This window comes from Bacillus nitratireducens, from assembly GCF_036320425.1.
In the GTDB taxonomy this organism is placed as follows: Bacteria; Bacillota; Bacilli; order Bacillales; family Bacillaceae_G; genus Bacillus_A; species Bacillus_A nitratireducens.
This window is the reverse complement of sequence record NZ_JAUMJO010000004.1, coordinates 562,346-587,418: the sequence shown is the minus strand read 5'-3', so window position 1 is coordinate 587,418 and position 25,073 is coordinate 562,346. Positions and strand designations below refer to the sequence as shown.

18 protein-coding genes, 1 pseudogene and 1 other annotated feature are annotated in these 25,073 nt (G+C 32.8%); of the genes and pseudogenes, 16 read left to right on the top strand and 3 right to left on the bottom strand.

Going from position 1 to position 25,073, the window contains the following annotated elements; translation table 11 throughout:
* Positions 1 to 215: 215 nt before the first annotated feature.
* From Q3V31_RS18540 to Q3V31_RS18485, 12 genes and pseudogenes are all read left to right on the top strand, one after another.
* Positions 216 to 1,373, top strand: coding sequence for an acyltransferase family protein (locus Q3V31_RS18540; protein ID WP_090813411.1), 1,158 nt, complete (start codon positions 216 to 218; stop codon positions 1,371 to 1,373).
* An 89-nt stretch (positions 1,374 to 1,462) separates the two neighbouring features.
* Positions 1,463 to 1,594 (top strand): annotated as a pseudogene (locus Q3V31_RS18535) (Fic family protein); the annotation flags it as partial.
* Positions 1,595 to 1,756: 162 nt separating this feature from the next.
* Positions 1,757 to 2,788 carry a VanZ family protein gene (locus Q3V31_RS18530; protein ID WP_090813412.1) on the top strand — a complete coding sequence of 344 codons (1,032 nt, stop codon included), beginning with the start codon at positions 1,757 to 1,759 and terminating at the stop codon, positions 2,786 to 2,788.
* Between the two features lie 168 nt (positions 2,789 to 2,956).
* Complete coding sequence (locus tag Q3V31_RS18525) at positions 2,957 to 3,550, top strand: SGNH/GDSL hydrolase family protein (RefSeq protein ID WP_016129451.1); 594 nt, start codon at positions 2,957 to 2,959, stop codon at positions 3,548 to 3,550.
* 425 nt (positions 3,551 to 3,975) lie between these two features.
* Complete coding sequence (locus Q3V31_RS18520) at positions 3,976 to 5,943, top strand: penicillin-binding transpeptidase domain-containing protein (protein ID WP_090813413.1); 1,968 nt, start codon at positions 3,976 to 3,978, stop codon at positions 5,941 to 5,943.
* Between the two features lie 461 nt (positions 5,944 to 6,404).
* Positions 6,405 to 7,109 carry a response regulator transcription factor gene (locus tag Q3V31_RS18515; protein ID WP_097871964.1) on the top strand — a complete coding sequence of 235 codons (705 nt, stop codon included), beginning with the start codon at positions 6,405 to 6,407 and terminating at the stop codon, positions 7,107 to 7,109.
* 2 nt (positions 7,110 to 7,111) lie between these two features.
* Entirely contained in the window at positions 7,112 to 8,098 is a 987-nt protein-coding gene (locus Q3V31_RS18510; protein ID WP_016129452.1) for a sensor histidine kinase, read from the top strand.
* A 127-nt stretch (positions 8,099 to 8,225) separates the two neighbouring features.
* Positions 8,226 to 8,996, top strand: a complete 771-nt coding sequence (locus Q3V31_RS18505; RefSeq protein WP_329765694.1) for an ABC transporter ATP-binding protein — start codon at positions 8,226 to 8,228, stop codon at positions 8,994 to 8,996.
* Positions 8,971 to 10,908 carry an FtsX-like permease family protein gene (locus tag Q3V31_RS18500; RefSeq protein ID WP_090813416.1) on the top strand — a complete coding sequence of 646 codons (1,938 nt, stop codon included), beginning with the start codon at positions 8,971 to 8,973 and terminating at the stop codon, positions 10,906 to 10,908. Before Q3V31_RS18505 ends, Q3V31_RS18500 begins: the two co-directional genes overlap by 26 nt.
* A gap of 35 nt (positions 10,909 to 10,943) precedes the next feature.
* Positions 10,944 to 11,624 carry a lipoprotein BA_5634 family protein gene (locus tag Q3V31_RS18495; RefSeq protein ID WP_000757439.1) on the top strand — a complete coding sequence of 227 codons (681 nt, stop codon included), beginning with the start codon at positions 10,944 to 10,946 and terminating at the stop codon, positions 11,622 to 11,624.
* Between the two features lie 202 nt (positions 11,625 to 11,826).
* Entirely contained in the window at positions 11,827 to 12,360 is a 534-nt protein-coding gene (locus Q3V31_RS18490; RefSeq protein ID WP_000435497.1) for an RNA polymerase sigma factor, read from the top strand.
* Positions 12,350 to 13,177, top strand: a complete 828-nt coding sequence (locus Q3V31_RS18485; RefSeq protein ID WP_329765693.1) for an SH3 domain-containing protein — start codon at positions 12,350 to 12,352, stop codon at positions 13,175 to 13,177. The genes Q3V31_RS18490 and Q3V31_RS18485 overlap by 11 nt, the downstream gene beginning before the upstream one ends.
* Before the next feature lie 11 nt (positions 13,178 to 13,188).
* Here Q3V31_RS18485 and Q3V31_RS18480 read toward each other — a convergent pair whose 3' ends face one another.
* A complete protein-coding gene (locus tag Q3V31_RS18480) occupies positions 13,189 to 14,949 on the bottom strand; it encodes a peptidoglycan D,D-transpeptidase FtsI family protein (protein ID WP_090813418.1) in 1,761 nt (586 codons plus the stop codon).
* A gap of 325 nt (positions 14,950 to 15,274) precedes the next feature.
* Between Q3V31_RS18480 and Q3V31_RS18475 the strand changes: the two genes are divergently transcribed.
* Together Q3V31_RS18475 and bla are read left to right on the top strand one after the other, a co-directional pair.
* Positions 15,275 to 17,410, top strand: coding sequence for a peptidoglycan D,D-transpeptidase FtsI family protein (locus tag Q3V31_RS18475; RefSeq protein ID WP_090813419.1), 2,136 nt, complete (start codon positions 15,275 to 15,277; stop codon positions 17,408 to 17,410).
* 289 nt (positions 17,411 to 17,699) lie between these two features.
* Complete coding sequence (gene bla, locus Q3V31_RS18470) at positions 17,700 to 18,626, top strand: class A beta-lactamase Bla1 (RefSeq protein ID WP_420866260.1); 927 nt, start codon at positions 17,700 to 17,702, stop codon at positions 18,624 to 18,626.
* 324 nt (positions 18,627 to 18,950) lie between these two features.
* On the opposite strand, the gene proC is transcribed toward bla, so the two are convergent.
* Positions 18,951 to 19,772: a pyrroline-5-carboxylate reductase gene (proC, locus tag Q3V31_RS18465; RefSeq protein WP_090813420.1), complete on the bottom strand. Its 822-nt coding sequence runs from the start codon at positions 19,770 to 19,772 to the stop codon at positions 18,951 to 18,953.
* Positions 19,773 to 20,253: 481 nt separating this feature from the next.
* Positions 20,254 to 20,464, top strand: a binding site (T-box leader).
* A 145-nt stretch (positions 20,465 to 20,609) separates the two neighbouring features.
* Here proC and proB point away from each other — a divergent pair.
* The gene (proB, locus tag Q3V31_RS18460; protein ID WP_016129458.1) at positions 20,610 to 21,713 is read left to right on the top strand and encodes a glutamate 5-kinase; all 1,104 of its coding nucleotides are present in this window, start codon (positions 20,610 to 20,612) and stop codon (positions 21,711 to 21,713) included.
* A gap of 83 nt (positions 21,714 to 21,796) precedes the next feature.
* The gene (locus Q3V31_RS18455) at positions 21,797 to 23,044 is read left to right on the top strand and encodes a glutamate-5-semialdehyde dehydrogenase (RefSeq protein WP_090813421.1); all 1,248 of its coding nucleotides are present in this window, start codon (positions 21,797 to 21,799) and stop codon (positions 23,042 to 23,044) included.
* 436 nt (positions 23,045 to 23,480) lie between these two features.
* On the opposite strand, the gene Q3V31_RS18450 is transcribed toward Q3V31_RS18455, so the two are convergent.
* Positions 23,481 to 23,696, bottom strand: a complete 216-nt coding sequence (locus Q3V31_RS18450) for a hypothetical protein (RefSeq protein WP_090813422.1) — start codon at positions 23,694 to 23,696, stop codon at positions 23,481 to 23,483.
* Positions 23,697 to 25,073: the final 1,377 nt, after the last annotated feature.

Genomic DNA, 25,073 nt, shown 5'->3' with positions numbered 1-25,073 from the left:
AACCATTCATTATTCCATTATCTGACAATCAAAAAATATTTGGTAACTTATTTCTGTTATTAAGTTTTATAAAAATTTAATAAAATCTTTTCTTTGTATTTAATATTTTGTTTTAAATTATTTATATAAAGAAATGGAGGCCAAATTGACTTTGTACTGCTTGTATTAGGAGTTTAAAGAAACAATATGTATAATTCTCCCACTAAACTAGTATAGTGGCCTTTATAAACAGCAAAATCTACAATTTACAAGGAGAACATTTTATGAGTAAGAGAATAAAAGAGTTAGATTCCATACGAGGGTTAGCCGCACTTACAGTGGTATTTGGACATTTTTGTTTAATGCTACCATCGTTGCCCAATTCTATTAAATTTTCCCCGCTTAGGTTTTTATGGGCGGGTGGAGAAGCTGTAATCGTTTTTTATGTACTAAGTGGTTTTGTGTTATCTATGGCACTTTATCATTCAAAAACAAATTATTGGGGATATTTAATTAAGAGATTTGTAAGAATCTATATCCCTTATTATTTTTGGATAATCATTACCTTTGCTTTATTTATTTTGTTTTCGTCGTATGAAGTGGCAGGACTACGGGATTGGTTCTATGATAGGTGGCAAGGGTCTATAACAAAATTAGATATTATAAACCACTTTGTGCTTCTTAATAACTTTTTTACGGAAAATTATAATCCAGTTATTTGGTCATTGGCTCAAGAAATGCGTATATCTATTGTGTTTCCATTGTTATTTCTTCTTTTTTATAAACTGAGTTGGAAGAAAACGATACTATTTGCTTTAAGCTTTTCTTTAATTAGTGTTTTTCTTAATATGTTGCATATTGGGAAAGCAGAGGGATTTTATAATGGTTATGCCGATACACTGCATTTCACATCTATGTTTATGGTTGGAATGTTACTTTTTAAGTATCAGGAAAAACTTATTTATTTATATCAAAATATGAAAAAATTTAAAAAAGGATTTCTTATGGCATTAGGGATAATTCTATATTTATACTCCATTTTAATTTATGGTTTTTCCCGTAATGATACTACTTTCTTATTAAAAGATTGGGGTGTCGTAATTGGTATTAGTATATTTATTATCATGGCCATGAGTAACCTAAAAGTAAAAGCATTTTTAAATAAGAGTGTATTTGTATACGTAGGGGAAATTTCATATAGTATCTATTTGTGTCATTTTCCAATCATGATGGTACTATTTAAACTTTTGTATACAAAGATACCTATCTTCTTCCTTCTTACTTTATGTATTACAATGACACTACTTTTTTCTATAGTATCGTATCATTTAATTGAAAAGAAATGTATCAACTGGGCAAAACGAAGAACAGCAAATTTTCGAAAAAAAGTGTAATGCTTGAAGGAATCTTATTTCTTTAGTAAATATACGTATATGACCGGTTCCTATGTATATTAGGAATCGGTCAATTATAAATTCTATATAAACATACTAAAATTGAATAAATTTTTAATTTTATACATAACTTCAAAAATCCTCTTACTAAAGAAAATCTTCGTAACGTTTATCCAAACATAGCCGAAAGTACAATTAGTAAAACGCTAGTTTCCTTGTAGCTGCTTGGTCAAATAAAGTTGGTTTCAAGAGGAAGAAATGCTCAATGGATACAGGTTTAACTCTGTATTAATAATTATTAGGGGTAACAACACTTCGCCACCTATATCTAGAATGTTATATAAAACTATTGAATATTTTATTCGTAAAAACAGAGGTGTAAAATGAATTTTATTTCCGAACTATTCGTTACCGTTGCAATTCCTACAATAAAACTCACATTCTTGTTACTACTCATAGTTGTTTTTAGCTATTTTGTAGTATACAAAAAGGTATGTAAAGGAGGAAAAAAATTCACCGTACAACAAATTATATTATTTATATTAATAATAGGATATTATTCCCTTGCATTATCAGCTACTTCATTTGGTCGTCCAGATGATATGACCTTTGCAAGAACAATTGACTTTGATGTACTTAGTGTTTATAAAAAAGCATGGAATACCTTTTCATTTTCTTCTTTTTTCCATATCATTGTGAATATAGGTATGCTTTTTCCGTTAGGAATTTTATTCCCTTTATTTAGTAATATTTTTCAAAAAACAAAATGGATGTTAATCAGCTCAATTATAGCAAGTTTATTGATTGAAATCCTTGAATTTACAATGCAACGTGGAAGTATGGAACTAGCCGATTTACTTCATAATACTTTAGGGATGATGCTAGGATATTCTATGGTAAATATAGTTCTTATATTGTTGAAGAAAAAAGAAACAGATACACAAATGACCAAATATTTATTTCTTCCGATTACAGTAAGTTTTGTTGCACTTGGAATAATGATTTCGTATCAAATGAAGGAATTTGGGAATATGCCTTTAGATCCCATTACAAAAACAGACATGACTGATGTCACTATAAAAACATTAATAGAGTTAAAAGACGAAGGTAATAAAATGCCTGTTTACAAAGAGGAAATTACAAAAATGCCTAATGACAATGAGCCAGTTACAAAAAAATCACATATTCGAGATGTCGAAATTCTGTCTCCCAAAGAAGTATTTCAAAAACTAAAACAAGGAGACTTTGATCCTATAATATCTTTCAAAGCAGGTGATACATTAGTCATTACAGATTATAATATAGATTACTACGCTGATACAAAAGGCTTTTCTCAACCTATATATGTTTTTCAAGTACGCTTAAATGATAATGGGAAAGATAGTTGGTCTCAACCCATTTCTGCGAGAAAATAACGTAGATTTTTATGTTTTTGTTCATGTGAAATAGTTTAATCGAGTTGTCTTGCTAATTTAAAAAATCCCCTATGGAATTTAATTGAAATCGAAAAACATTTAGAAAGAACAATTATGTTGTGAACTATTGTATAGTGTAGATATAAATAGCAAAAAGGGGGATTAGATATGTGGAAGCGTTTTGTAGCGATTGGTGATAGTTTTACAGAGGGGATAGGGGATGAAGTTGAGGGAATAGCATTAAAAAGCTGGGTAGATCATTTTGTTCAACTGTGTGTAAACGATATAGAATATGCTAATTTTGCAAAGCGTGGATTAGTAACTAAAGAAATTCGCTCACAGCAATTGGAAAAGGCATTAACTTTTAATCCAGATTTGGTTAGTCTAATTGCAGGTGCAAACGATGTTTTAAAAGGACGTTGGAATCATCAAGCATATAAGAACGATATGGAATTTATGATAGATACATTAAGTAAAACAGATGCTGATATTATTATAGCAAACCTTCCAGATTTTACAGTTCGGCTTCCTTTTTCTTCTGAAAAAAAACAAGTATTAAAAGAACAATTATTAGAGGCAAATGAAGTTATACTTTCACTGAGTAGCGAGTATAAGCTTCATCATGTTGACTTTTGGAATCATCATTTAGTTAATGACAATACGCTTTGGTCTACAGATTTAATTCATCCAAACTCAAAAGGATATGTAAAAGTTGCTGAATTGATTTTTAGTAGTTTGCCTGTACATGACTCTTCTAAATAAACTGTAGAATGACCTAAACTCCTGTCGCATGCTGTACAGGGGTTTTTGGTGTGAAAAAGAAGGATATAGAGTGCCTATAAATTATACTTTAAGTAATTCTTTTTATTGTCTATATTTTTGTTATTTTCTGGTGCAGAATCCTTAGTAAAAGGATTCTTTTTTTTGTATCAAAAATCTATAAAGAAAAAAGATAAGATCGGTGAAAATGAACTAAAAGGTATTTAAAATAAAATTGTTAAAACAACACTAATAATGATAACGTTCGCTAAATATATTCGCTCCTTATGTTTGGAAGAAACTTAAAATCTTCCCTCCCGGAATGCAGCTTAACCATAAATTTAATCTTTTTGTAAATATGGAACAATTTCATTACTTACACTGTCTATTAAGCGTTAAAACATTTTTAACTAAGGGAGAAGATTGAATTGAAAAAATTATGGATGCTGCTTTTCTTTTGTTTCGGAGTTATGTTGGTAGGATGTAATAAAGACGAACCGCCAAAACAAGCATTTGAAGAATATGTTAATTTATGGAATGATAAAAAATTTACAAATATGTATGATCATTTATCAGAAAATGCCAAAAAAACGATTTCTAAAAAGGATTTCGCAGAGAAATATCAAAAAATCTATGAGGGTATAGGAGTTAAGAATTTAAAAGTTAAAACGAAAGGCGAGAATACTAAAGATAAAGAACTTTTTCTTTTTGAAGTTAATATGGATACAGATGGAGGAACTGTTTCATTCATCCATGAAGCAAAACTCGTGAAAGATAAGGAATCTTGGAAAATAGATTGGACGCCAGACTTCATTTTCCCAGGTATGAAAAAAGATTACAAAGTACGTATGCAAACAGAGCAAGGAAAACGCGGAGAAATATATGATCGAAATGGAAAAGGGCTTGCAACGAATGGTAAAGCGACTGAGGTTGGAATTATTCCAGAGAAACTAGGCGAAACGGCAACGCAGACAAAAGAAATAGTAGCACAATTACTTGATATGTCTATAGAAGAGGTCGAACAGAAGCTCACAGCGAAATGGATAAAACCAGACTCCTTTGTACCAATTGGTATTTTAAATGAGGGAGCCAGACAGAATGATTATATTGAATTAGAAGGAGTTTCATCTCGACCAGTAAATATTCGTACGTATCCATTAGGAGAAGCAGCCGCACACTTAACTGGATATATAGGAAAGGTAAATGCAGAGGAGTTAAAATCGCTTCAAAAAAAAGGTTATCAAGCAGATGATTTAGTAGGTAAGACGGGTTTAGAGAAAGTACTAGAGAATAAATTGCGTGGTGAAAAGGGTGGACGCGTATTTATAGAAGATGAAAATGGGAAAGAGATTAAAAACGTAGCAAAAAAAGAAGCAAAAGAAGGGGAAAATGTCACGTTAACAATTGATGCTGCAATTCAAGAAAAAATCTTTAATGAGATGAAAAATGAAGCAGGATCTAGTGCAGCGATCAATCCTAAAACAGGAGAAACAATCGCACTTGTAAGTAGCCCTGCTTATAATCCAAATACAATAGTTAGAGGAGCATCAAAAGCGCAACGAGAAGCATGGAATAATGACTCGAAACTACCAATGATGAATCGCTTTACACAAGCATTTGTACCAGGTTCCGTATTTAAAACGATTACCGGTGCAATTGGTTTGGAAACAAACACAATAAATCCTAAAGAAGAATTTAAAATTCAAGGGTTAAAGTGGACAAAAGATTCATCCTGGGGAAATTATTATGTAACACGTGTGAAGGAAGCTAGTCCAGTTGATTTTGATAAGGCAATGAAGTACTCTGATAATATTTATTTTGCTCAACAAGCTTTGAAAATGGGGAAAGATCAGTATGTAAATGAATTTAAGAAATACGGATTTCACGAAAAATTACCAATCGAATACGAATTTCCTATTTCAATCATTGCAAAAGATGGGATAAAAAATGATATTCAACTAGCAGACACGGGATACGGACAAGGACAAGTATTAATGACACCACTTCATTTAGCATTAACATATGCGCCGATTGTGAATGAAGGGAATATTCCGTCGCCACATCTTTTAAAAGAAACAAAAGTAGCGGGGAATTGGAAAGAAAATGTGGTTTCTAAAAAGAATCAAGAGATATTAAAAAGTGCATTAATAAAAGTTATTAATGACCCTGATGGCGCGGGGAGAATTGCTAAGGTTGATGGTGTAACTCTTGCTGGTAAAACCGGTACAGCAGAACTGAAAGAGTCGAAAGAAGCAGACGGAAAAGAACTTGGATGGTTTGCAGCTTTTGATGCAAATGCGCCAGACATGATTGTTACCATGATGATCGAAGATGTAAAAGGAAGAGGGGGGAGTAATGTTCCAGGCGAAAAAGTAAAACATGTATTTCAGAAATAATACTTAATTAAAAGGTGAAATTTACTTCTTTAGTAAATATGCTAATCTTACCGATTCAAGATTATAGTAGGAATCGGTTAAATCATGTCTAAATGCAGATTTTATGATTTTAATAATCGTATTTAATTACGTGTTTTTTACGCAATTAAATACGATTATTTTTTATTTGAAAATTATAAAACAACAAATTTAAAAAATAAAAAATAATAGATATTATGCTTAACTTTATTTTCAGAAACATTACAAAGCTGTTAGTTTGAAGTAAGGTTATTCAATATAAGTAAGAGGGAAATTTCTTTATACTAAAAGGTAAAAGTCTATTTTATATTCTTACAGATAATAAACATATACTTTTACTAGTCCCACTTAACGACCTTGCGGCATGTTTGAAGAGGGAGATTCCTACGGACACCAGGAAGGGAGTCTTCTGTCGGAAAAGATAAATAAAAGGAGCTTAATATATGTATAAAATTATGATTGTAGAAGATGACCAAAAAATTTCTAAATTACTTCAATCCCATATTAATAAGTACGGATATGAAGGGAATATTACAGAGGATTTTGAAAATGTTTTAGATAACTTTGTGAAAATTCAACCTGATTTAGTTTTATTAGATGTAAATTTACCTAGTTTTGATGGTTTTTACTGGTGCCGACAAATTAGAACGGTCTCAACTTGTCCCATTATATTTATATCAGCACGTAATGGAGAGATGGAACAAGTTATGGCACTTGAACATGGTGCAGACGATTATATCACTAAACCGTTTCATTATGAAGTTGTAATGGCAAAAATCCGAAGTCATCTTCGAAGAATCTATGGGGAATATGCACCTAAAGCAGAAGAAAGAGTTGTTCAGCAATCTGGTTTAATACTTTATCCAGAAAAAATGGAATTAAAGCTAAATGATAGCATGTGTATTCTGTCTAAAAAAGAAACTGTTTTACTAGAAACTCTCTTACGACAATCTCCTAGCATTGTTAGTCGAGAGAAAATCTTAGAAAAACTTTGGGATGACTATACGTATGTAGATGATAATACTTTAAGTGTAAATGTTACACGTGTCCGAAAAAAATTAGAAGAAATCGGAATAAAAAATGCATTAGAAACAGTTCGTGGTGCAGGATATCGTCTGAAAATAACTTGGAAGAATGATGAGGTTTAATAATGAATTTATTTTTACGTGAACATATCCCTTTCATCTGTTTCTCAATTATTCAGCTATTTGTTGTTCTAACTGTTTATTGGCTGGATGGATATAATCATTTATCTACTGCATTATATAGTGTGTTTTTAGGAGGATGTTTTTTAATTGGGTATTTAGTTTATCGCTATTATAGCCATCGTAGATTTTATAAAAAATTATCCACTTCTTCAGAAACATTAGAGGAATCCTTAGAAGAACTGGATTCTACTCCATTATCAGTTGCACTTCAGCGAGTATTAGAAACACAATATAGTCAATATCATCAACAGTTAAGGACTTGGGAGTATAAACAAAAAGAACACCTTACATTTATTAATCAATGGGTGCATCAGATGAAAACGCCGTTATCAGTTATTGAACTGATCACACAAGAAGAGAATGGGGAGGTTTTTGAAAGTATTGTAGAAGAAGTAGATCAAATGCAGTATGGATTAGAAATGGTGTTATATATGGCGCGATTACAAACGTTTGAGCAAGATTTTTATGTGGAAAGAGTGTCATTACAGGATATTGTTCAAGAAGTAATCCGTGAAAATAAACGTTTATTTATCCGTAACTATGTATATCCAGAAGTGAAAATAAAACAAACTATTATGGTAGAAACCGATAGAAAGTGGCTTCGGTTTGTTATTCATCAAGTGATATCCAATGCCATTAAGTATTCAGCAGGAAGTAGAAAAAACGTTACTATTACTACATTAGAAGAAGAGCGCTCTGTAATCCTTACAATACAAGATCATGGTGTGGGAATTCCAAAGGAAGACCTTCCGAGAGTGTTCCGCCCATTTTATACGGGAATAAACGGGCGGAAATTTAAGGAATCTACTGGGATGGGATTATATCTTGTGAAAAGTATTATAAAAAGATTGGAGCATAATATTGAAATAAAGTCGGAAGTAGGAAAAGGAACAACAATTCGTATCATTTTCCCTTATGCAAATCGTTAGCATATATTTATTTTAACTTTTCAGAAATCTTACACACCTGTTAGATACATGAAAGGTTAATCGATATGAGAAGAAGGAAGGTTTAGATAAACTTAGGTTATCAAAAGATAATAAGGAGCAAAATGATATGGAAATATTAAAGGTCTGTGAACTGAGTAAAATCTATACAGGAAAGGTATCTTATGAAGCACTCTCCGACATTAATTTGAGTGTGAAAAAAGGGGAGTTTGTAGGAATAATGGGTCCATCAGGAAGTGGAAAAACTACTTTGTTGAATATGGTTTCTACTATTGATTCTCCCACATCAGGAAAAATATTGATTAGTGGAGAAAATCCATATCAATTATCTCAAAATGAACTGGCATTATTTCGAAGACGTGAATTAGGTTTTGTGTTTCAGGCATTCAATCTTCTTACAACATTAACTGTAAAAGAAAATATTGTTCTTCCTCTGACGTTAGATGGTACCAAAGTTGAGGAAATGAATCGGAAGATAGAAGGTATTGCAGAAAAATTAGGAATTCAAGATATATTAAATAAACGAACATATGAAATATCTGGTGGGCAAGCACAAAGAACAGCCATTGCACGCGCTCTAATTCATAAACCCAAATTATTACTGGCAGATGAACCGACGGGAAACTTAGATTCAAAAGCGGCTAATGATGTAATGGAGTTATTAAAACGATTAAATAAAGAACAAGATGCAACAATGATGCTTGTTACGCACGATCCAGTGGCTGCAAGTTTTTGTGATCGTGTTGTATTTATTAAAGACGGAAAATTGTATAACGAAATTTATAATGGAGAAAACCAACAATTGTTTTATCAAAAAATTATAGATGTACTTGCATTATTAGGAGGTCGTAAGCATGACTTTTCAAAGATTCGCTTTTAATAATATCATTCGAAGTAAGCGGACTTATGCTGCACACTTTCTAAGTAGCTCATTTTCAGTTATGGTTTTTTTCACATATTCACTCTTACTTTTCCATCCTGATTTACAAGGAGAACTAGTCTCCACAAGTAAAACAATGAGTCTATTAGGAACAATGGGTATGCGAATATCTCAATATCTCATTTTTATATTTTCATTTTTCTTTCTTTTATATTCGGTGAGTTCTTTTTTAAAAACAAGGAAAAAAGAATTTGGAATTTTAATCATGCATGGTATGACACCGGCGCAGTTAAACAAATTAATTTTTTTAGAAAATATGTTAATTGGAATCGGATCTATTATGTTTGGTATCTTAATTGGATTGATATTTGCAAAGCTCAATTTATTAGCAAGTGAAAATATATTAGCGATTGATAATGGACTTCCTTTTTATGTTCCTATAAAAGCTGTCTTTATGACAACTGGCGCATTTTTGATTCTGTTTCTAGTTATTTCTTTGTTTACTTCTAAGATGGTAAAAGGAAACAAGTTGATTGATTTGATGAAATCAGAGGAAAAACCAAAACCAGAGCCAAAGGCATCAAAAGCATTAGCATTTCTTTCCGTATTCTTCATTGGATTAGGGTATGGATGTGTGTTCTATTTCGTACTAGAAAGAAACTTCATTATGCCTTACTTACTTGGAGGGGTAGTCTTTGTAGTGATAGGGACATATTTTCTATTTTCACAGTTGAGTGTGTATGTAATACGAGTCTTAAAGAAAAAAGACACTTTGTTTTTTAATAAAACAAACCTGCTTACTATATCTGAATTGGCCTATCGTATGAAGGATAATGCAACTATGTTCTTTATGCTAGCGATCGTTTCCGCTGTGGCCTTCACAGGGATTGGTACATGCCTAGCAATGGGAAATAAGGGATTAACCGAAATGACCAACCCATTTGCATTTACCTATACTTCGTTAGGAGATAATTTACAAGAAGAAGAGCACATTACAGAAATAAAAAAACAACTCACTCGCTCAAATTTCTCTTATCAGGTAGCGGTTACGAATCCTAAATTCACGGAAAATAATTTAGTGCTAATCAAAGTATCAGAGTATAATAAGTTTGCAAAAATCTTCGGATATGAAATGGAAAAGTTAGACAATGATCAACAAGCAATCATAGTACCATCAATAGTTTCGCAAAAGGAAAAGTATGCAAGAGGAAAAGATATACCTGAGAGAATAGATGTAGTACAGGAAAACTTGGAGATGTCTCTTCAGGTCAAGAAGGCGGTCCCATATATAGTTCTCCCAAATACAATTGGATCTATTATTGTTGTTTCGGATTCTTTGTACGATACAATCCCGAATAGAAAGACGGAAGATGATTCTTACGTAATGAAAAATCAATATGGATTTGTAGTGGGAAATTGGGAAAAATCAAGAGCGGTTACAAAAAAATTAGAAGCAACAATGGGTAATAATAATTCGGTGCAAACACATCATTATTTTGAAGCATTGTATTCCGAATGGATTTCTTCGAAACAAGAGAACGGTATTTTACTTATCGTTAGTGTATTAGTAGGTATCGTATTCTTTACGTTCGCAGCCAGTCTTTTATATTTCCGACTATATGCAGATTTAGAACGGGAACAACAACAATATGAAATGATTGCGAAGGTCGGTCTAAGTAGAAGAGAGCTAAAGAAAATCGTAACGCGTCAGCTTACGTTAATGTTCTTCTTGCCTTTAATTATAGCGATTATTCATAGTGGTGTCGCTTTTATAGCCTTGCAACAGCTAATTGACTTCTCTGTTTTAAAGATGTCCATTTTAATTATACTAGCCTTTATATCCATTCAAAGTGTGTACTTTTTCACTGTCCGTTGGCGTTATTTACAACGGTTATATAAAAAAATAATGTAACGTATTGATAAAACAAGCAAAGAGGAGAAAAAGAAATGAAAAAAGTAATGAAAGTGTGTATGGCAGGAGTTGTATCAATTTCTATGTTAGGGGCTTGTTCTTTTGGAAAGAAAGAAGAACCAAGGAATGCCGCTTTATTGATTGGGGAAGAACAATCATTAAAAGAAATAGTAAGTCAACATAAAAGTGAAATTAAGACCAACACTTTATATAAAGTGAAAAAAGCAGAAACTGGTGGTAAACAACTATTAATTATGGATCGAAAAACTGCAGAGAAAATGGTTGAGATAGGTGTGTTGAGAGAATCAGATAATGATAATGAAGTATGGAGTTCAGATCCAATAAAGTCATTACCTTCAGCTCCAAAAGGTAAAGCTGTATTATTGGCTAGTAAGAAAAATAAAAAAATTAAGGAATTAACAATTAATGAAAAGAAAATAGAAGTCCAGTATGCTAGCGATACTTGGTTCGGTCACTATCGTAATTCAGATTATGAGGAGCTGATTGTAATTGTTGACAATACTACTTTCAATCAAATCCCTGTAAATGAAACATCAATGGAAATCCTTCATTTCAATAAATCGTATGGTGAAGATAGACCATATAACACAGATGATGTTACGGCTGTACAAGCAGAAACTGAATGGAAAAAACTCACTAAAACTATGGGGAGTCAAGTGGATGTATTAGATGCGGTTTCTATTATAAAAAAATAATGAAAATATATTTAATACGGAAAAACCAGGATGATTTTAAGAATTTATCCTGGTCTTTTTTATTACATTTTTTTAGAAATATCATCTGTCGAAAAAAAGATAAACAATGGAACAAATGAAACTTGTATCATGTCTATATATTGAAACCATATTAAAAGTGAGGGCAGTTTTATGTTTATTCAAATAAGTTTGAGGTGTGGAAATGGAACAGAAGTTTATTGAAAAATGTAATCATGATGAGCTTGAGTATGTTATAAAAGACTATTGGCAAGATGTATGGAATTATTCATTTATTATTACGAAAGATCCACACTTATCAGATGACATCACACAAGATGTATTTATTAAGGTTTTTAAACATTGGCATTCGTTTCGAAAGGAGTCATCTATTAAAACGTGGATATTAAAAATTACAAGAAATACGGCAATAAACTATTTGAAATCCTCTTATTTTAAAAGGATATCTTTAGTGGGATTTTTTAGTGACGATAAGCAATCTCCATCGGCAGAACAAGAATTTTTTAAGCAAGAAGAAATGAATGATGTATGGGATGTTGTATTAAAACTACCTAAAAAACACCGCGAAATACTAATATTGGACGCGAAATATGAATTGTCTTATGAAGAAATGGCTGAAACATTAGAGGTGTCAATTGGAACAGTCAAATCTAGATTAAGCCGAGCGAGAAGTAAGGTTTCAAAACTAATAGGGGAGGGTAGAAGTGATGAACAGTAAAAAAAATCCTGACTGGTATAGCAAATTAAAAAACGGACCAATGGAGCGTCGTAAAGATGAAGAAGAATTTATTAATAAAATAAAGCAATCGGTATACCAAAATAGTGAAGTAGATTCTGTAACATACAAGAGACCATTTCGTAAAAAAGCATTACCTATTGTAGTTGTTTTGGTTTGTACAATGTTATTTTTTATTGTACAACAACCTTGGCTTGATGATAATAAATCACCGGTACAAAGTAGTACTCAAATTAAGCCGAAAACAAAAGATGAGTCTGCTCAAGATCCATCATTAAAACAATTTATGAATGATTTATATCAAAGTACAAATTCAAAAAATGAAAATGACCTGTTTAGAGCTTTAAATGATGAAGTTCTATTTAAAGGGAAGAGTTATAAGAAGGATGAATTGAAGTTTGATGAAGATATTTTTCATGAGTTGCAAGTCGCTCTTACAATGGGAGGAGAATTTGCAAATGATACAAAAAAAGTATACAAAGTACCAAGTGGATTGACAGAAGGTAACCAACCAAAGCAAGCGCATTTTATATATGCAACTGTTACTGGAAATAAAACAAAAATTTTAGCTGAACCAAAACGAGAATCACAAGTTTTATATGAAGTATCTAATGAAATGGTAAAAGCTTGGATTCCAGAAAAGGTGCAGAATGATGGATATATAAAAATATCTACAATAAACGGTAATACTGGATATGTACAAAAAGAGTATGTTTTAACTGATATTAAGTATTCATTTATGTTTGAAAAGAATGATGCAGGTGAATGGAAAATAATAAATATAGATACTATATGGTAAAAGAGGAAGGTTCACTTTAATGAACCTTCCTCTTTGTTTTTATTTTCTTTTTGAAGCGTATTCCAGGACTCTAAAATTTCTGATGTAACGAGAGCAGCAATATTTTTTTCTGAATTACTACCAGGAATAACGACAGAAATAGCAATTTGTGGATCTTCGGTAGGAGCATATGCAATGAATAGAGAATGATTTATCATTCTTTCTTGCTCATTCGGAAAACCTGTAATACCCGTTTTACCTGCCACATGAAAGGGCAAGTTTTTAATTTCCTCTATATTTTGACTCATTCCACCTTGCACGACACTCCAAAATTTCATAGGATAACGATTTGAACTTTCTAAAATTGGCTTAAACTTTTTTGTTTCCTTACCGTCCTGACCAATAATAGCACTTACGATTTGAGGTTTATATTTATCACCTTTACTTGCCAAAGTTGCTGCATATTGAGCGAGTTGAAGAGGAGTATGCACTTCATTTCCTCCCCAAGAGGCATTTAATAAAGCGGAGATTCCATTTTCAAACTTATTAGATGGATGGAATTCATATTGTCCGTCTTCTTCAAAGGGTAAATCAATCCCGGTTTTAGAACGTAGGCCGAATTGCATTAAATAATCTGTCCATATATGTGCCACTTTTTCTATATTCCCATTATTTTGGTTGAATAAGGGCAGTGCTACTTTTGCTGTCATAAATGTGTTAGATGAATTAATGATAGCCTGCCTCGGTGTAATTTCACCAGTTGGCGTTCCAGGTGCATTCGTAATGTTATTTTGATTATCATACTGAAAACTACCCTTATCTAAATAAGTATCTTCAGGTTGAAAAAGCTTTTCGTTTAATCCAATTAAAATAGTAAGTGGCTTTATAGTAGAGGCCATATTTACATAATATTCACCGTACTTTAATTTTTGAATTGCTTTATTTTGCGAAAGTGATTTAATTTTTTCATTTTTAGATGATACATGTGTATTTAATGTATTTGGATTAAAAACTGCTGAGTTGGCCATAGTTAAAATTGCGCCAGTTTTTACATCGGTTACTACAACATAACCAGCATTAGCATCAGGTATTTTCTTAATTTGAGATCTTAATGCTTCCTCTGTTTTTTGCTGTAATTTAGAGTCTAAAGCTAGCCGGACATCTTTTCCTTTTTGTACTTTTTGAATGTTCCACAAGAACTTTTTATTATTCATTTTAAAAATCAGAGTTTTTCCGGGTTTTCCTTTTAAATCATTTTCATATTGCAGCTCAATCCCACTTTTTCCAGCAGGTCCATATTTAGAATTAAGGTCATTTTCTACATACCCAATTAGCTGTGAACCAATTTCGTGTTTAGGATAATATCGGATCAATTCATCTTTGATTATTACATTATTGGGTTTGTTTTTGTTTATGAATGTAAGCTCACTCTCATTTATGTCAGAGTATAACGGTATATCATTACTAGTCTGCTTTTTACAAGATTGTTGTAATTGTGATTTTATGTCTTTTGCAGAAATGTCATGTTGAAACTCGCTTGAAAATTGATTGAAAAAAGATAATGTGTTTGATGTATCTTGATTCGATAGCTTTTCATCATTAGAAGTGCAATATAGAGACTTAACTTTCTTATTTGTAGCTAGTATTACACCATTTTGATCAAAAATTTTTCCTCTTTCAGCTGAAGAAGTTGCGATAGTAATTGAAATGAAGTTGATTTTTAATAAAATTAGTAAAATCAAACCTACAATAGAAAGAACCGCAAAAAATCTCCATCTTTTTGTATGTAACATATAACCCTCCCTTATGTAGCCTATTTCATCTTATAGTTAATTATTTTTTTTGTAAATGTGGAACAACTTTATTATTTAGGTTGTCTATTAAGTATTACAGCATGAAGAAAGGAATAATCAGTATGAAAAGTTTTTAGCAAATTTATGTGTAAGTTTAATATGGGTCATTATACAGTTTAGCATTTCTAATATGAGCGACAAAAAAATAGAGAGAAAAACAGTAAAGGAGGGTTATTAATTACGTGGCTAACCAAAAGGAATGCATTTAGTATTTGTATTTACTAAATATTGATAGCAATTTCTGAAAGAATTAAATGGAGGATTTATGGAAAAACAAAAAGGAAAGAACAAGACATATATATCTATTCGATTAAATATAATGTTCCTTTGCATATTTTTACTATTCTCAGCTATTATTGTTCAGCTAGGAAAGGTGCAAATCGTAGAGGGAGAGGCTTATAAGAACCAAGTGGAAAACAGTCAAAATGAAACAACTAGTATTCCGGTTCCACGTGGACAAATTCTAGACCGAGAAGGAAAAATGGTTGTTAATAATCGATCTCTTCGTACGATTACGTATACAAGGGTGAAGGGGATAACGAGTAAAGACATTTTAAAAACAGCAAAAGACTTGGCAATAGTACTTGAAATGCCTGAGCAAGATATAAATAAATTAACTGATATTGATAAAAAAGATTTCTGGATGCAATTGAATACAAAACGTGCGGAATCAAAGATTACTAAAAAAGACATAGGAAAGTTTAAAGAAAAGGGAATAGAGGGAAAAGAGCTAGACAAAAAAATTGAAGATTTAAGACGAAGTCGTGTGACAGAAGTGGAATTGGCAGAATTAACAGCACAAGATTTAAAAGTGTTAGCTATTAAAAGTAGAATGAGTTCAGGTTATCAACTAACACCACAAATTATTAAAAAAGATGTAACAGATCAAGAATATGCACGCATAAGTGAAAAACTTGCGGAATTTCCAGGAGTAGATGCAGCAGTTGAGTGGGAACGTAATTATGTAAATGGTAATTTATTTCGTTCCGTGTTAGGTAATATTACAAGTAGTGAAGAAGGATTACCGAAAGAAAACTTAGATTCTTATTTGGTACGTGGATATAACCGTAATGATCGTGTAGGAAAAAGTTATATTGAACAACGATATGAAGATGTATTACACGGCACAAAAGAAGAAGTGAAAAACATTACTGATAAATCAGGAAACATTATAAACACAGAAATAATCTCTAAAGGAAAAAGTGGTAATAGTTTAACATTAACGATTGATATGGAATTACAAAAGAAAGTGGAAGAAAGTATTGAGAAAAATTTGAGAGCGTTTAAGAGTTCAGAGCCACTGTTGGACCGAGCTTTTGTCGTCATGACGAATCCAAATAATGGGCAGATTTTATCTATGGCAGGCAAAAAGATTGTAGAAAAAGAAGGGAAAATAGAGATTGAGGATTTAGCATTAGGTAACATGACAACTTCGTATGAGCTAGGGTCAGCTGTAAAAGGTGCTACTTTATTAACTGGATATGAGACAGGGGCAATACATCCAGGAGATCAATTTTATGATGCACCGATGAAATTTAAAGGTACACAAGCTAAGAAATCGTGGAATGTATCCGGATTTGGTAATATTAATGATTTACGAGCTTTACAAGTATCTTCGAATGTATACATGTTCCAGACAGCTTTAAAAATTGCGGGAGTTAATTACGTACCAAATGGTTCGTTGGATATTAAACAAGAAGCATTTGATACGATGCGCTATTATTTTAAACAATTTGGTTTAGGGGTCCCGACAGGTATTGATTTACCGAATGAAATAATTGGACAAACTAGAAAAGTAGATAGTCAACCTGGATTTTTACTAGATTTTTCTATCGGTCAGTATGATACTTATACGCCATTGCAATTGGCGCAATATATTTCAACTATTGCTAATGGCGGTTATAGAATGCAACCTCAAATTGTACAAGAAATACGTGAACAATCAATAAAAGAAGAGGAAGTTGGCAAAGTTATAAGTTCTATAGAGCCTGTAGTATTAAATCGAGTTGATATGAAGAAAGAACATATTGATCGGATAAAAGAAGGGTTTAGATGGGTATTTCAAGAAGGTGATGGAACTGGTGTGAAGTATTTCAAAAATGCTTCATATAAACCAGCAGGAAAGACAGGGACAGCTCAAACTGTATATGGTGGAGATGATCCAATTGGTAGAAATGCAAAAGGAGAACGTATGGAATGTTACAACTTAACATTAGTTGGATATGCCCCATATGATAATCCGGAAGTAGCATTTTCTGTAGTAGTCCCATGGCTTCATGATGATAAAAATGGAATTAATTCTATAATTGGAAAGGAAATTTTAGATGTATACTTTGATTTAAAACAGCAACGTATACATGGTGAAGCTGCTAGTACAGATAGTTCAAATCAAAATCAGTAAAATTTGTACACTTTGCTCAGGGGAAGAGACCCTGTTTATATAAAAACCTTTATAAGTTAAAAAAAAGGAAGATTTGAAATAAGAGATAGCAGCTATCATAGTTGCTATCTCTTATTTTTGTTAATATCTTGGCTACTAGTTAAAAAGGTTTTAAATTTATCCCGCATTAATGGAACAAACTTGTTTCTTAGATGGTCTATTATGTGTACGTATAAAAACAGGTTTTCAAATAGGATACAGTGTATTGAATTTACTACTTGTTTTCAGTATTGAAAATTTGAAAGGAATGATGATTTTGAAAAACAAGAGGATGCTAAAAATAGGAATATGCGTTGGTATAGTAGGTTTAAGTCTTACAAGCCTAGAGGCTTTTACAGGAGGGGTATTGCAAGTTGAAGCGAAAGAAAAGACAGGACCAGTTAAACATAATAATCATGCGACGTATAAAGAATTCTCTCAACTTGAGAAAAAATTTGATGCTCGATTAGGTGTGTATGCTATTGATACTGGTACAAATCGAACAATCTCTTATCGACCTAACGAAAGATTTGCCTTTGCATCAACCTACAAGGCGTTAGCGGCAGGAGTGTTACTACAGCAAAACTCAACTGAGAAGTTAAATGAAGTTATCACTTATACGAAAGACGACTTAGTAGAATATTCACCTGTTACAGAGAAACATGTAGATACAGGCATGAAACTTGGGGAAATTGCAGAGGCCGCTGTTCGTTCCAGTGATAATACTGCCGGGAACATTTTATTTAATAAAATAGGCGGACCTAAAGGATATGAAAAAGCACTTAGACAGATGGGTGATCGGGTTACTATGGCTGATCGCTTTGAGCCAGAGTTAAACGAAGCTACCCCAGGAGACATTCGTGATACTAGTACAGCGAAAGCAATTGCTACGAATCTTAAAGCTTTTACGGTCGGAAATGCGCTTCCAGCTCATAAACGTAATATTCTTACAGAGTGGATGAAAGGAAATGCTACAGGAGACAAACTTATTCGTGCAGGCGTACCAACTGACTGGATAGTTGGAGATAAATCAGGAGCTGGAAGTTATGGGACACGCAATGATATTGCTATCGTTTGGCCCCCAAATCGAGCACCCATTATCATCGCAATTTTATCTAGTAAAGATGAGAAAGAGGCTACCTATGATAATCAACTAATTGCAGAGGCTGCTGAAGTTGTAATCAATGCTCTTAGGTAATAAACTCTCAGTTTTCGCATTTCTTTATTTCATGTTATCGAAAGTTTAAAATTAGAAAACGATTCTTTTTCGTGTGAAAAGAATCGTTTTTTGTATTTATGTAGAATCTTATTCGGGAAATAAGTGGTGAAAATAGAGGAAACAAAAGGCATGTAATTAGGAAAGAGTGAAGTTATTTAAGAATAATAAAAAGAACAAAACGGACAGAATCGAGTAAGTATGAATTCGTCCGTTTTATTTACTACTTATAATGAGGATTATCTAAATCAAATGTGAATATGGTATACAACTTAATAAAGGCATACGCAATTGTTAAATTTTATTTTAATTGTTTTTCGTTTGACTAGATAATTCAACAGATTTTTGAGTACAACGATTCATAGCTGAAATGATGGCTGTTCTTAAACCCTTTTCTTCTAATGTTGCTACAGCTTCTATAGTCGTTCCACCTGGAGAACAAACCATATCTTTCAATGCACCTGGATGTATCCCTGTCTCTAGTACCATTTTTGCAGAGCCTAATACAGCCTGAGCTGCGAATTTATATGCTTGATCTCTTGGCATGCCATTCAATACAGCAGCATCTGCCATGGCTTCTATAAACATGTATACATAGGCTGGCGAAGAACCACTTACAGAAGTTACAACATCCATTAATTTTTCATTTACTATCTCTGTTTGACCAAAACTATTAAAAATGTTTAATATATCTTCTAAATCTTTTTCTGTAACCAGTTCATTATGGCATAATGCAGACATTCCTTCGCCAACAAGAGCTGGTGTATTAGGCATTACTCTTACAATCTTTAACTTTCTGCCAAAAGCATCCTCAGTACTCATAATGCTTTTTCCGGCAGCAATAGTTACGATTATTACATCGCCATTTATTTGGTCTTTTATTTCGTTAATTACTGATAAGTATAAGTCTGGCTTGATTGACAAAATTAAAATATCAGCATTTTTAGCTACCGCATTGTTTTCAGAAGTTATAGTTACGCCATATTTTTCGCTAGCATTTTTTAAATTTGTAACGTTTAAATCTGAACAAATTATTTTTTCTGAAGGCACTATATTTTCGTTTATCATCCCACCAATCATAGCCATCCCCATATTTCCACATCCGATGAATCCAATTTGTTTGTCCATAATAACTCGATCTGGCTCCTTTTATAATAAATTTTATCTGTTTGAAATTATTATTCTGAAAAAGTAAATAACATCCCATACAATATAAAGAAACATTTTAAGAGAGTGGGTGCCTTTTTGCAATACAAAAAATAAAGAAAATAATTTTATTTGAAACTATATAAGTACATGCAGTATAATTTAATATTTTGTATTGTCTACACTTGATAACATCAAAAATCATGTTTGATAATAGCAAAACATTCTATTATCCGCATAAGGAATTAGGAGAAGTTGTAGGATTTGTGACATGACTAGCTCTATGTGTTGCATGCTAAAAAGCTGTATGTTGATTAATAATCGATAAGGTATAGTTAAATCTACATTTTTAAGAAATGGTGATGTTCATAATTTTATACTAAAAACTTGTCGCTCTAATAATTTTTCAAAATATCTCTTGACACAAAACCAAACTATATCGCATAATATAAAAAAATTAGATTGAAAATCGTTGAAGGGAATTAGTACATATGTCTTCTTACGAAAGAGAGTGGAATTCACCGGCTGAAAGATTCCTCGTATAGAAAGTATCGAACCTATCCCTGAGTCTTAAATGAAAGTTTAGGCGTACGCCTGCGTTATGGGCGCCAAGTGGATATCTATGTATATCAATTAAGGTGGTACCGCGGAACAATGACCGTTTCGTCCTTTTTATTTTATTAAGGGCGAAACGGTCATTTTTATTTTGCTCTTTAATAGGCTAGGTGCAGCATTGGTGAGAATAGAAATCGCTGCAAGCTGTATGAATAGAAGTGTAATTTATAAAAAACTTTGATTTTAGACTTGGGGGATACAAAAGTGAAAAAACAACGAATTGTTGTAAAGATTGGGAGCAGCTCTCTAGCAGATAGTCATGGAGGCATTTCAAAAGAACAACTTTCAGATCATGTTGCCGCATTGGCTCGATTGAAAGAGGAAGGGCATGAAGTTTTGTTAATTACATCTGGGGCCGTTGCTGCAGGTTTTTCTGCTCTAGGGTATCCTAGCAGACCTGTGACAATTAAAGGAAAACAGGCTGCTGCGGCTGTCGGACAAAGTTTGTTAATGCAGGCGTACACGGAGGAATTCCGTAAGTATGGTATCGTTACTGCGCAACTCTTGCTGACGAGAAGTGATTTTTCTAGAAAAGAACAATATAGTAATGCTTACGCTACTTTAGGAGAGTTACTAAACCGTTCTGCTCTTCCAATAATTAATGAAAATGATTCCATCTCTTTAGAGGAGCTGACGTTCGGTGATAATGATATGCTGTCAGCTTTAGTAAGCGGGCTTGTTTCGGCGGATATGCTTATGATTTTTACGGATGTGAACGGTTTATATGACAAAAATCCTCAGAAAAATGCAGATGCGAAAAAATATTATTTCCTTCCTGAAGTTACGGAAGAAATCGCTTCTCTTGCAGGAGATGCTGGATCAAAACTTGGGACTGGCGGTATGAAATCAAAAATTGATGCTGCGAAGACAGCACTCTCTCTTGGCGTGAGTGTATTTATCGGAACAGGACGTGGACAAGAGAAGTTTGTAGATGTTTTGAAGGGCAAAGGTGATGGAACGTATGTCGGAAATGCTCCTCAAAAAGAAATGAAGATGAACAAGCAATGGATCGCCTTGCATTCGCTTGTTAGCGGACAAATTGAAGTAGATGCGGGAGCAGCTACTGCTATCATTCAGCATGGTAAGAGTCTTCTTCCTGCTGGTGTTACGAATGTGTCAGGATTTTTCAAAGTGGGTGAAGTCGTAGAAGTAATCACGCAACAAGGGCGCGTAATTGGAAAAGGACAATGCACATATAACGCAGAGGAACTAGGGGCTGTAAAAGGTATGCAAAGCCAAGATATTCAAGCAAGAGGCGAAAGGCATAATTATGAAGTCATTCATAGGGATCATTGGGTTTCATTTTAAGCTTTAATTCTAATACAAGAAAGATTTAGATACCGGTGTTAAAGGGCTCTCAAACTGTAATCTTTAAAAAGGAGGAAATAAAAATGCATGAAGTGTTGGCAAAGGGAAAAAAAGCGAAAGAAATTGCTAGGGATCTTGTGCTTAAATCAACCCATCAGAAAAACGAAGCACTTGCTTCAATTGCTGAAAGGCTAATAGTAGAAACAGCTTATATTTTAGAGGAAAACAAACGGGATATTGAAGAAGGTAAGGCGAAAGGATTTTCTCATTCTCTTCTTGATCGTCTTATGCTCAATGAGCAGCGTATTATTGATATGGCAGAGGGAATTAAGCAGCTAATTGAATTACGTGATCCTGTTGGAGAATGTGTAAGTGAATGGGAGCGACCAAATGGACTATCTATTCAGGAGATGCGTGTACCACTTGGTGTTGTTGGGATGATTTACGAGGCAAGGCCAAATGTAACGGTAGATGCTGCTACAATATGTTTGAAAACAGGAAACGCAGTCATATTACGTGGTAGTTCTTCTGCTATCAATTCTAACAAAGCCATCGTTTCCGTTATTCACCGAGCACTCAAACAAACAAGCTTGCCTCCAGAAAGTGTACAGCTCATAGAAGATACAACGCGAGATAGTGCAAAGCAGTTGTTTACATTGAATGGGTACTTAGATGTTCTTATTCCAAGAGGTGGCAAACAATTAATTGATACTGTAGTGAGAGAAGCATCTGTTCCAGTACTTGAAACAGGTGCGGGAAATTGTCATATTTTCATTGATGAAACAGCGAATAAACAAATGGCAATTGATATTATTATAAATGCAAAAACGCAGCGTCCATCTGTATGTAATGCCATTGAAACGATTATACTTCATGAGAACTGGGCGCAGCAATTCGGTAGCGAGTTATTTTCTTCTTTGAAGGAAAGAGGCGTGGAGCTACGAGGTGATCAGAAAGCAAGTACAATTGATTCTTCAATTGTACTTGCTTCAAAGGAAGACTGGGGGACAGAATTTTTATCTCTTACGCTGGCAGTTAAAGTAGTTTCTTCTATAGAAGAAGCGATTCATCACATAAATACGTATGGATCTATGCATTCCGAAGCGATTATTACAGAGAACGAGGAAAACGTCGGCAAATTTTTCACAGCTGTTGATGCGGCTGCACTTTATCATAATGCATCAACTCGTTTTACTGATGGATCTGAATTCGGATTTGGAGCAGAAATTGGCATCAGTACACAAAAGCTACATGTAAGGGGACCAATGGGGCTTCCTGCATTGACTTCTACAAAATATGTGATCCGTGGAAATGGACAGATTCGGAGATAAGAATTATATGAAAAGAGGAAAAGCTCCATGTCTATTAAGCTAACAAGGCAGGTTGAGACCAAATTGAATAGAGTAGGATGAATGTTTTTAAATTGATAACAATTAATAGAAAAGGACCGGGATACGGTCCTTTTTTGTTTCTTATTGAAGCGTTCTGCTCGTAAAAAGCCTTTAATAGAGGAGTATATCTATATATTGATCTACAAAAGTAAAAACGAGCACTCCTATCCATTGTGATAGGGTGCTCGTTTTCTTATCTATGCACAGAAAGGGGATTTCATCTTTGTGCTATCGGCCTGCGCATATTTGAGGAAGGAGAACTATTTTGGGAATTACGTTAAAACCAATCCCTTATTTTGGAGGGTGATCCTAACCTGTTATTTATAAATGGAAAAGAATTAAGTTTACGGGTTCTTGAGATTTTTGTCATTGTAATTCACTTTTGATTTGTTGTTCTATCTACATCTGAAATTGGTAAGTCTGTGCCATATAGGTCTTGGGTAATACCTTTTTTGTTAACATGATTGTTGCTTGGATTATGCTTGTCTTGAGAGGATGTTTCTAGCATTTGTTCTTGAGCTTTACTAGGCGTATTCAGAGCATCCGATGGGACGTGATTAATCTGTCGGCTTAATAGATCTTCTTTATCCATGCTATACAGCTCCTTTTTGGATTTAGATAAAAAGCAATGTAATTATTAATGGTTACTTAGATATTTTGTATTTTTGAATGGAATTATATATATAAATTATATTCGAAGTTAACTACATTTAAACCCTTCAGCACGTAACAGCCTCACGGACTGTTTGAAGTAGAAAATTTAAAAGTATGGAAACATAACGGTATCTAATTCAATAGGCTATTCCCGTAGTTCTCATGCATGTAAATCTAATGGTTCTCTAATTCGATGTATCGGTAATGGTACCAACTATTTTTTTATAAAAGAAATAGCGCTTTTTTGAAAAATCCATCGTTTTTAGAATAGTACTGGTATTGGAAAATTATTGGAATGAAATGTAGTGAGGTGCCCAGACATTTCATAAATATTCGATCATGAAAAAATGCTATAAAAAAATCTATTGTACGTTTAATTTTTTTGTGTTACATTATTGTTACAAAAAGTTACAAAATGTAACAATTATTTCGAAATGATTTCTTATTGTTTATGGTTTGTTACAAATTATAAACTGTGATTTTTTCTATTTGTATAAGAGTGTGTGTAGTAAAAAGTTTGAGTTAGAATTCCATGCAATTTATTAAAACTCCTTTCTGTCTTAAAAGAAGAATACCAACTATTTAGGGGTTTTTTAGGCAATGAGATTAAATAAAATGTACTTCCTTTCCACACACAATTTAGTACATATATAAGGTTCAGTCAATTTACTACACAGACTCTTATACTTAAAGATTTATCAGAATTAAAGAAGAAGTTAGTACTTAAACCATCATTAAAAAGCTAGACTTTAATAAATATCACCTAGATATTTTAAGTATTATAAAAAAGCCTAGACGATATTTTTCATAGAGAAATTTAAACGTTTTAGTATTTTGTTAATTTATACATACGGATTTCTGGGTTTTTAAAATACTTGAATATAGATAGAGTAATTGAGGTATATAATATGAAGCATTCTTATAAAGTATTTGTTTGTATTTGGATAATTATTTTATTATTTTTCCTGATATATTTTGGTTACAAAATGTCCTTTGATAATAATCAGGTTTCAATACAAGAAAAACAAGTGATACAAGAAAATTAAACGATGTCAGTAGTGAAAGTGAAAGTGAAACAGAATCAGTTGAAATACTCTAAAAGAAATAGGTATTAATGCAGTGTAAGATGAGTAATTACGAAGGATTTTAATGGAACAGAGGTGGTTGTAACACGTGAATAGTTATATATAATTACGGATTTGAATTCTGTATGAACCATTAGTTAAAAAGAAAATATCTATTGGCTAGAATCAAACCAAAAGACCCTTCCTCAAGTATAATCACTCTTCACATAATAATACTGGAGGAAGGAAAA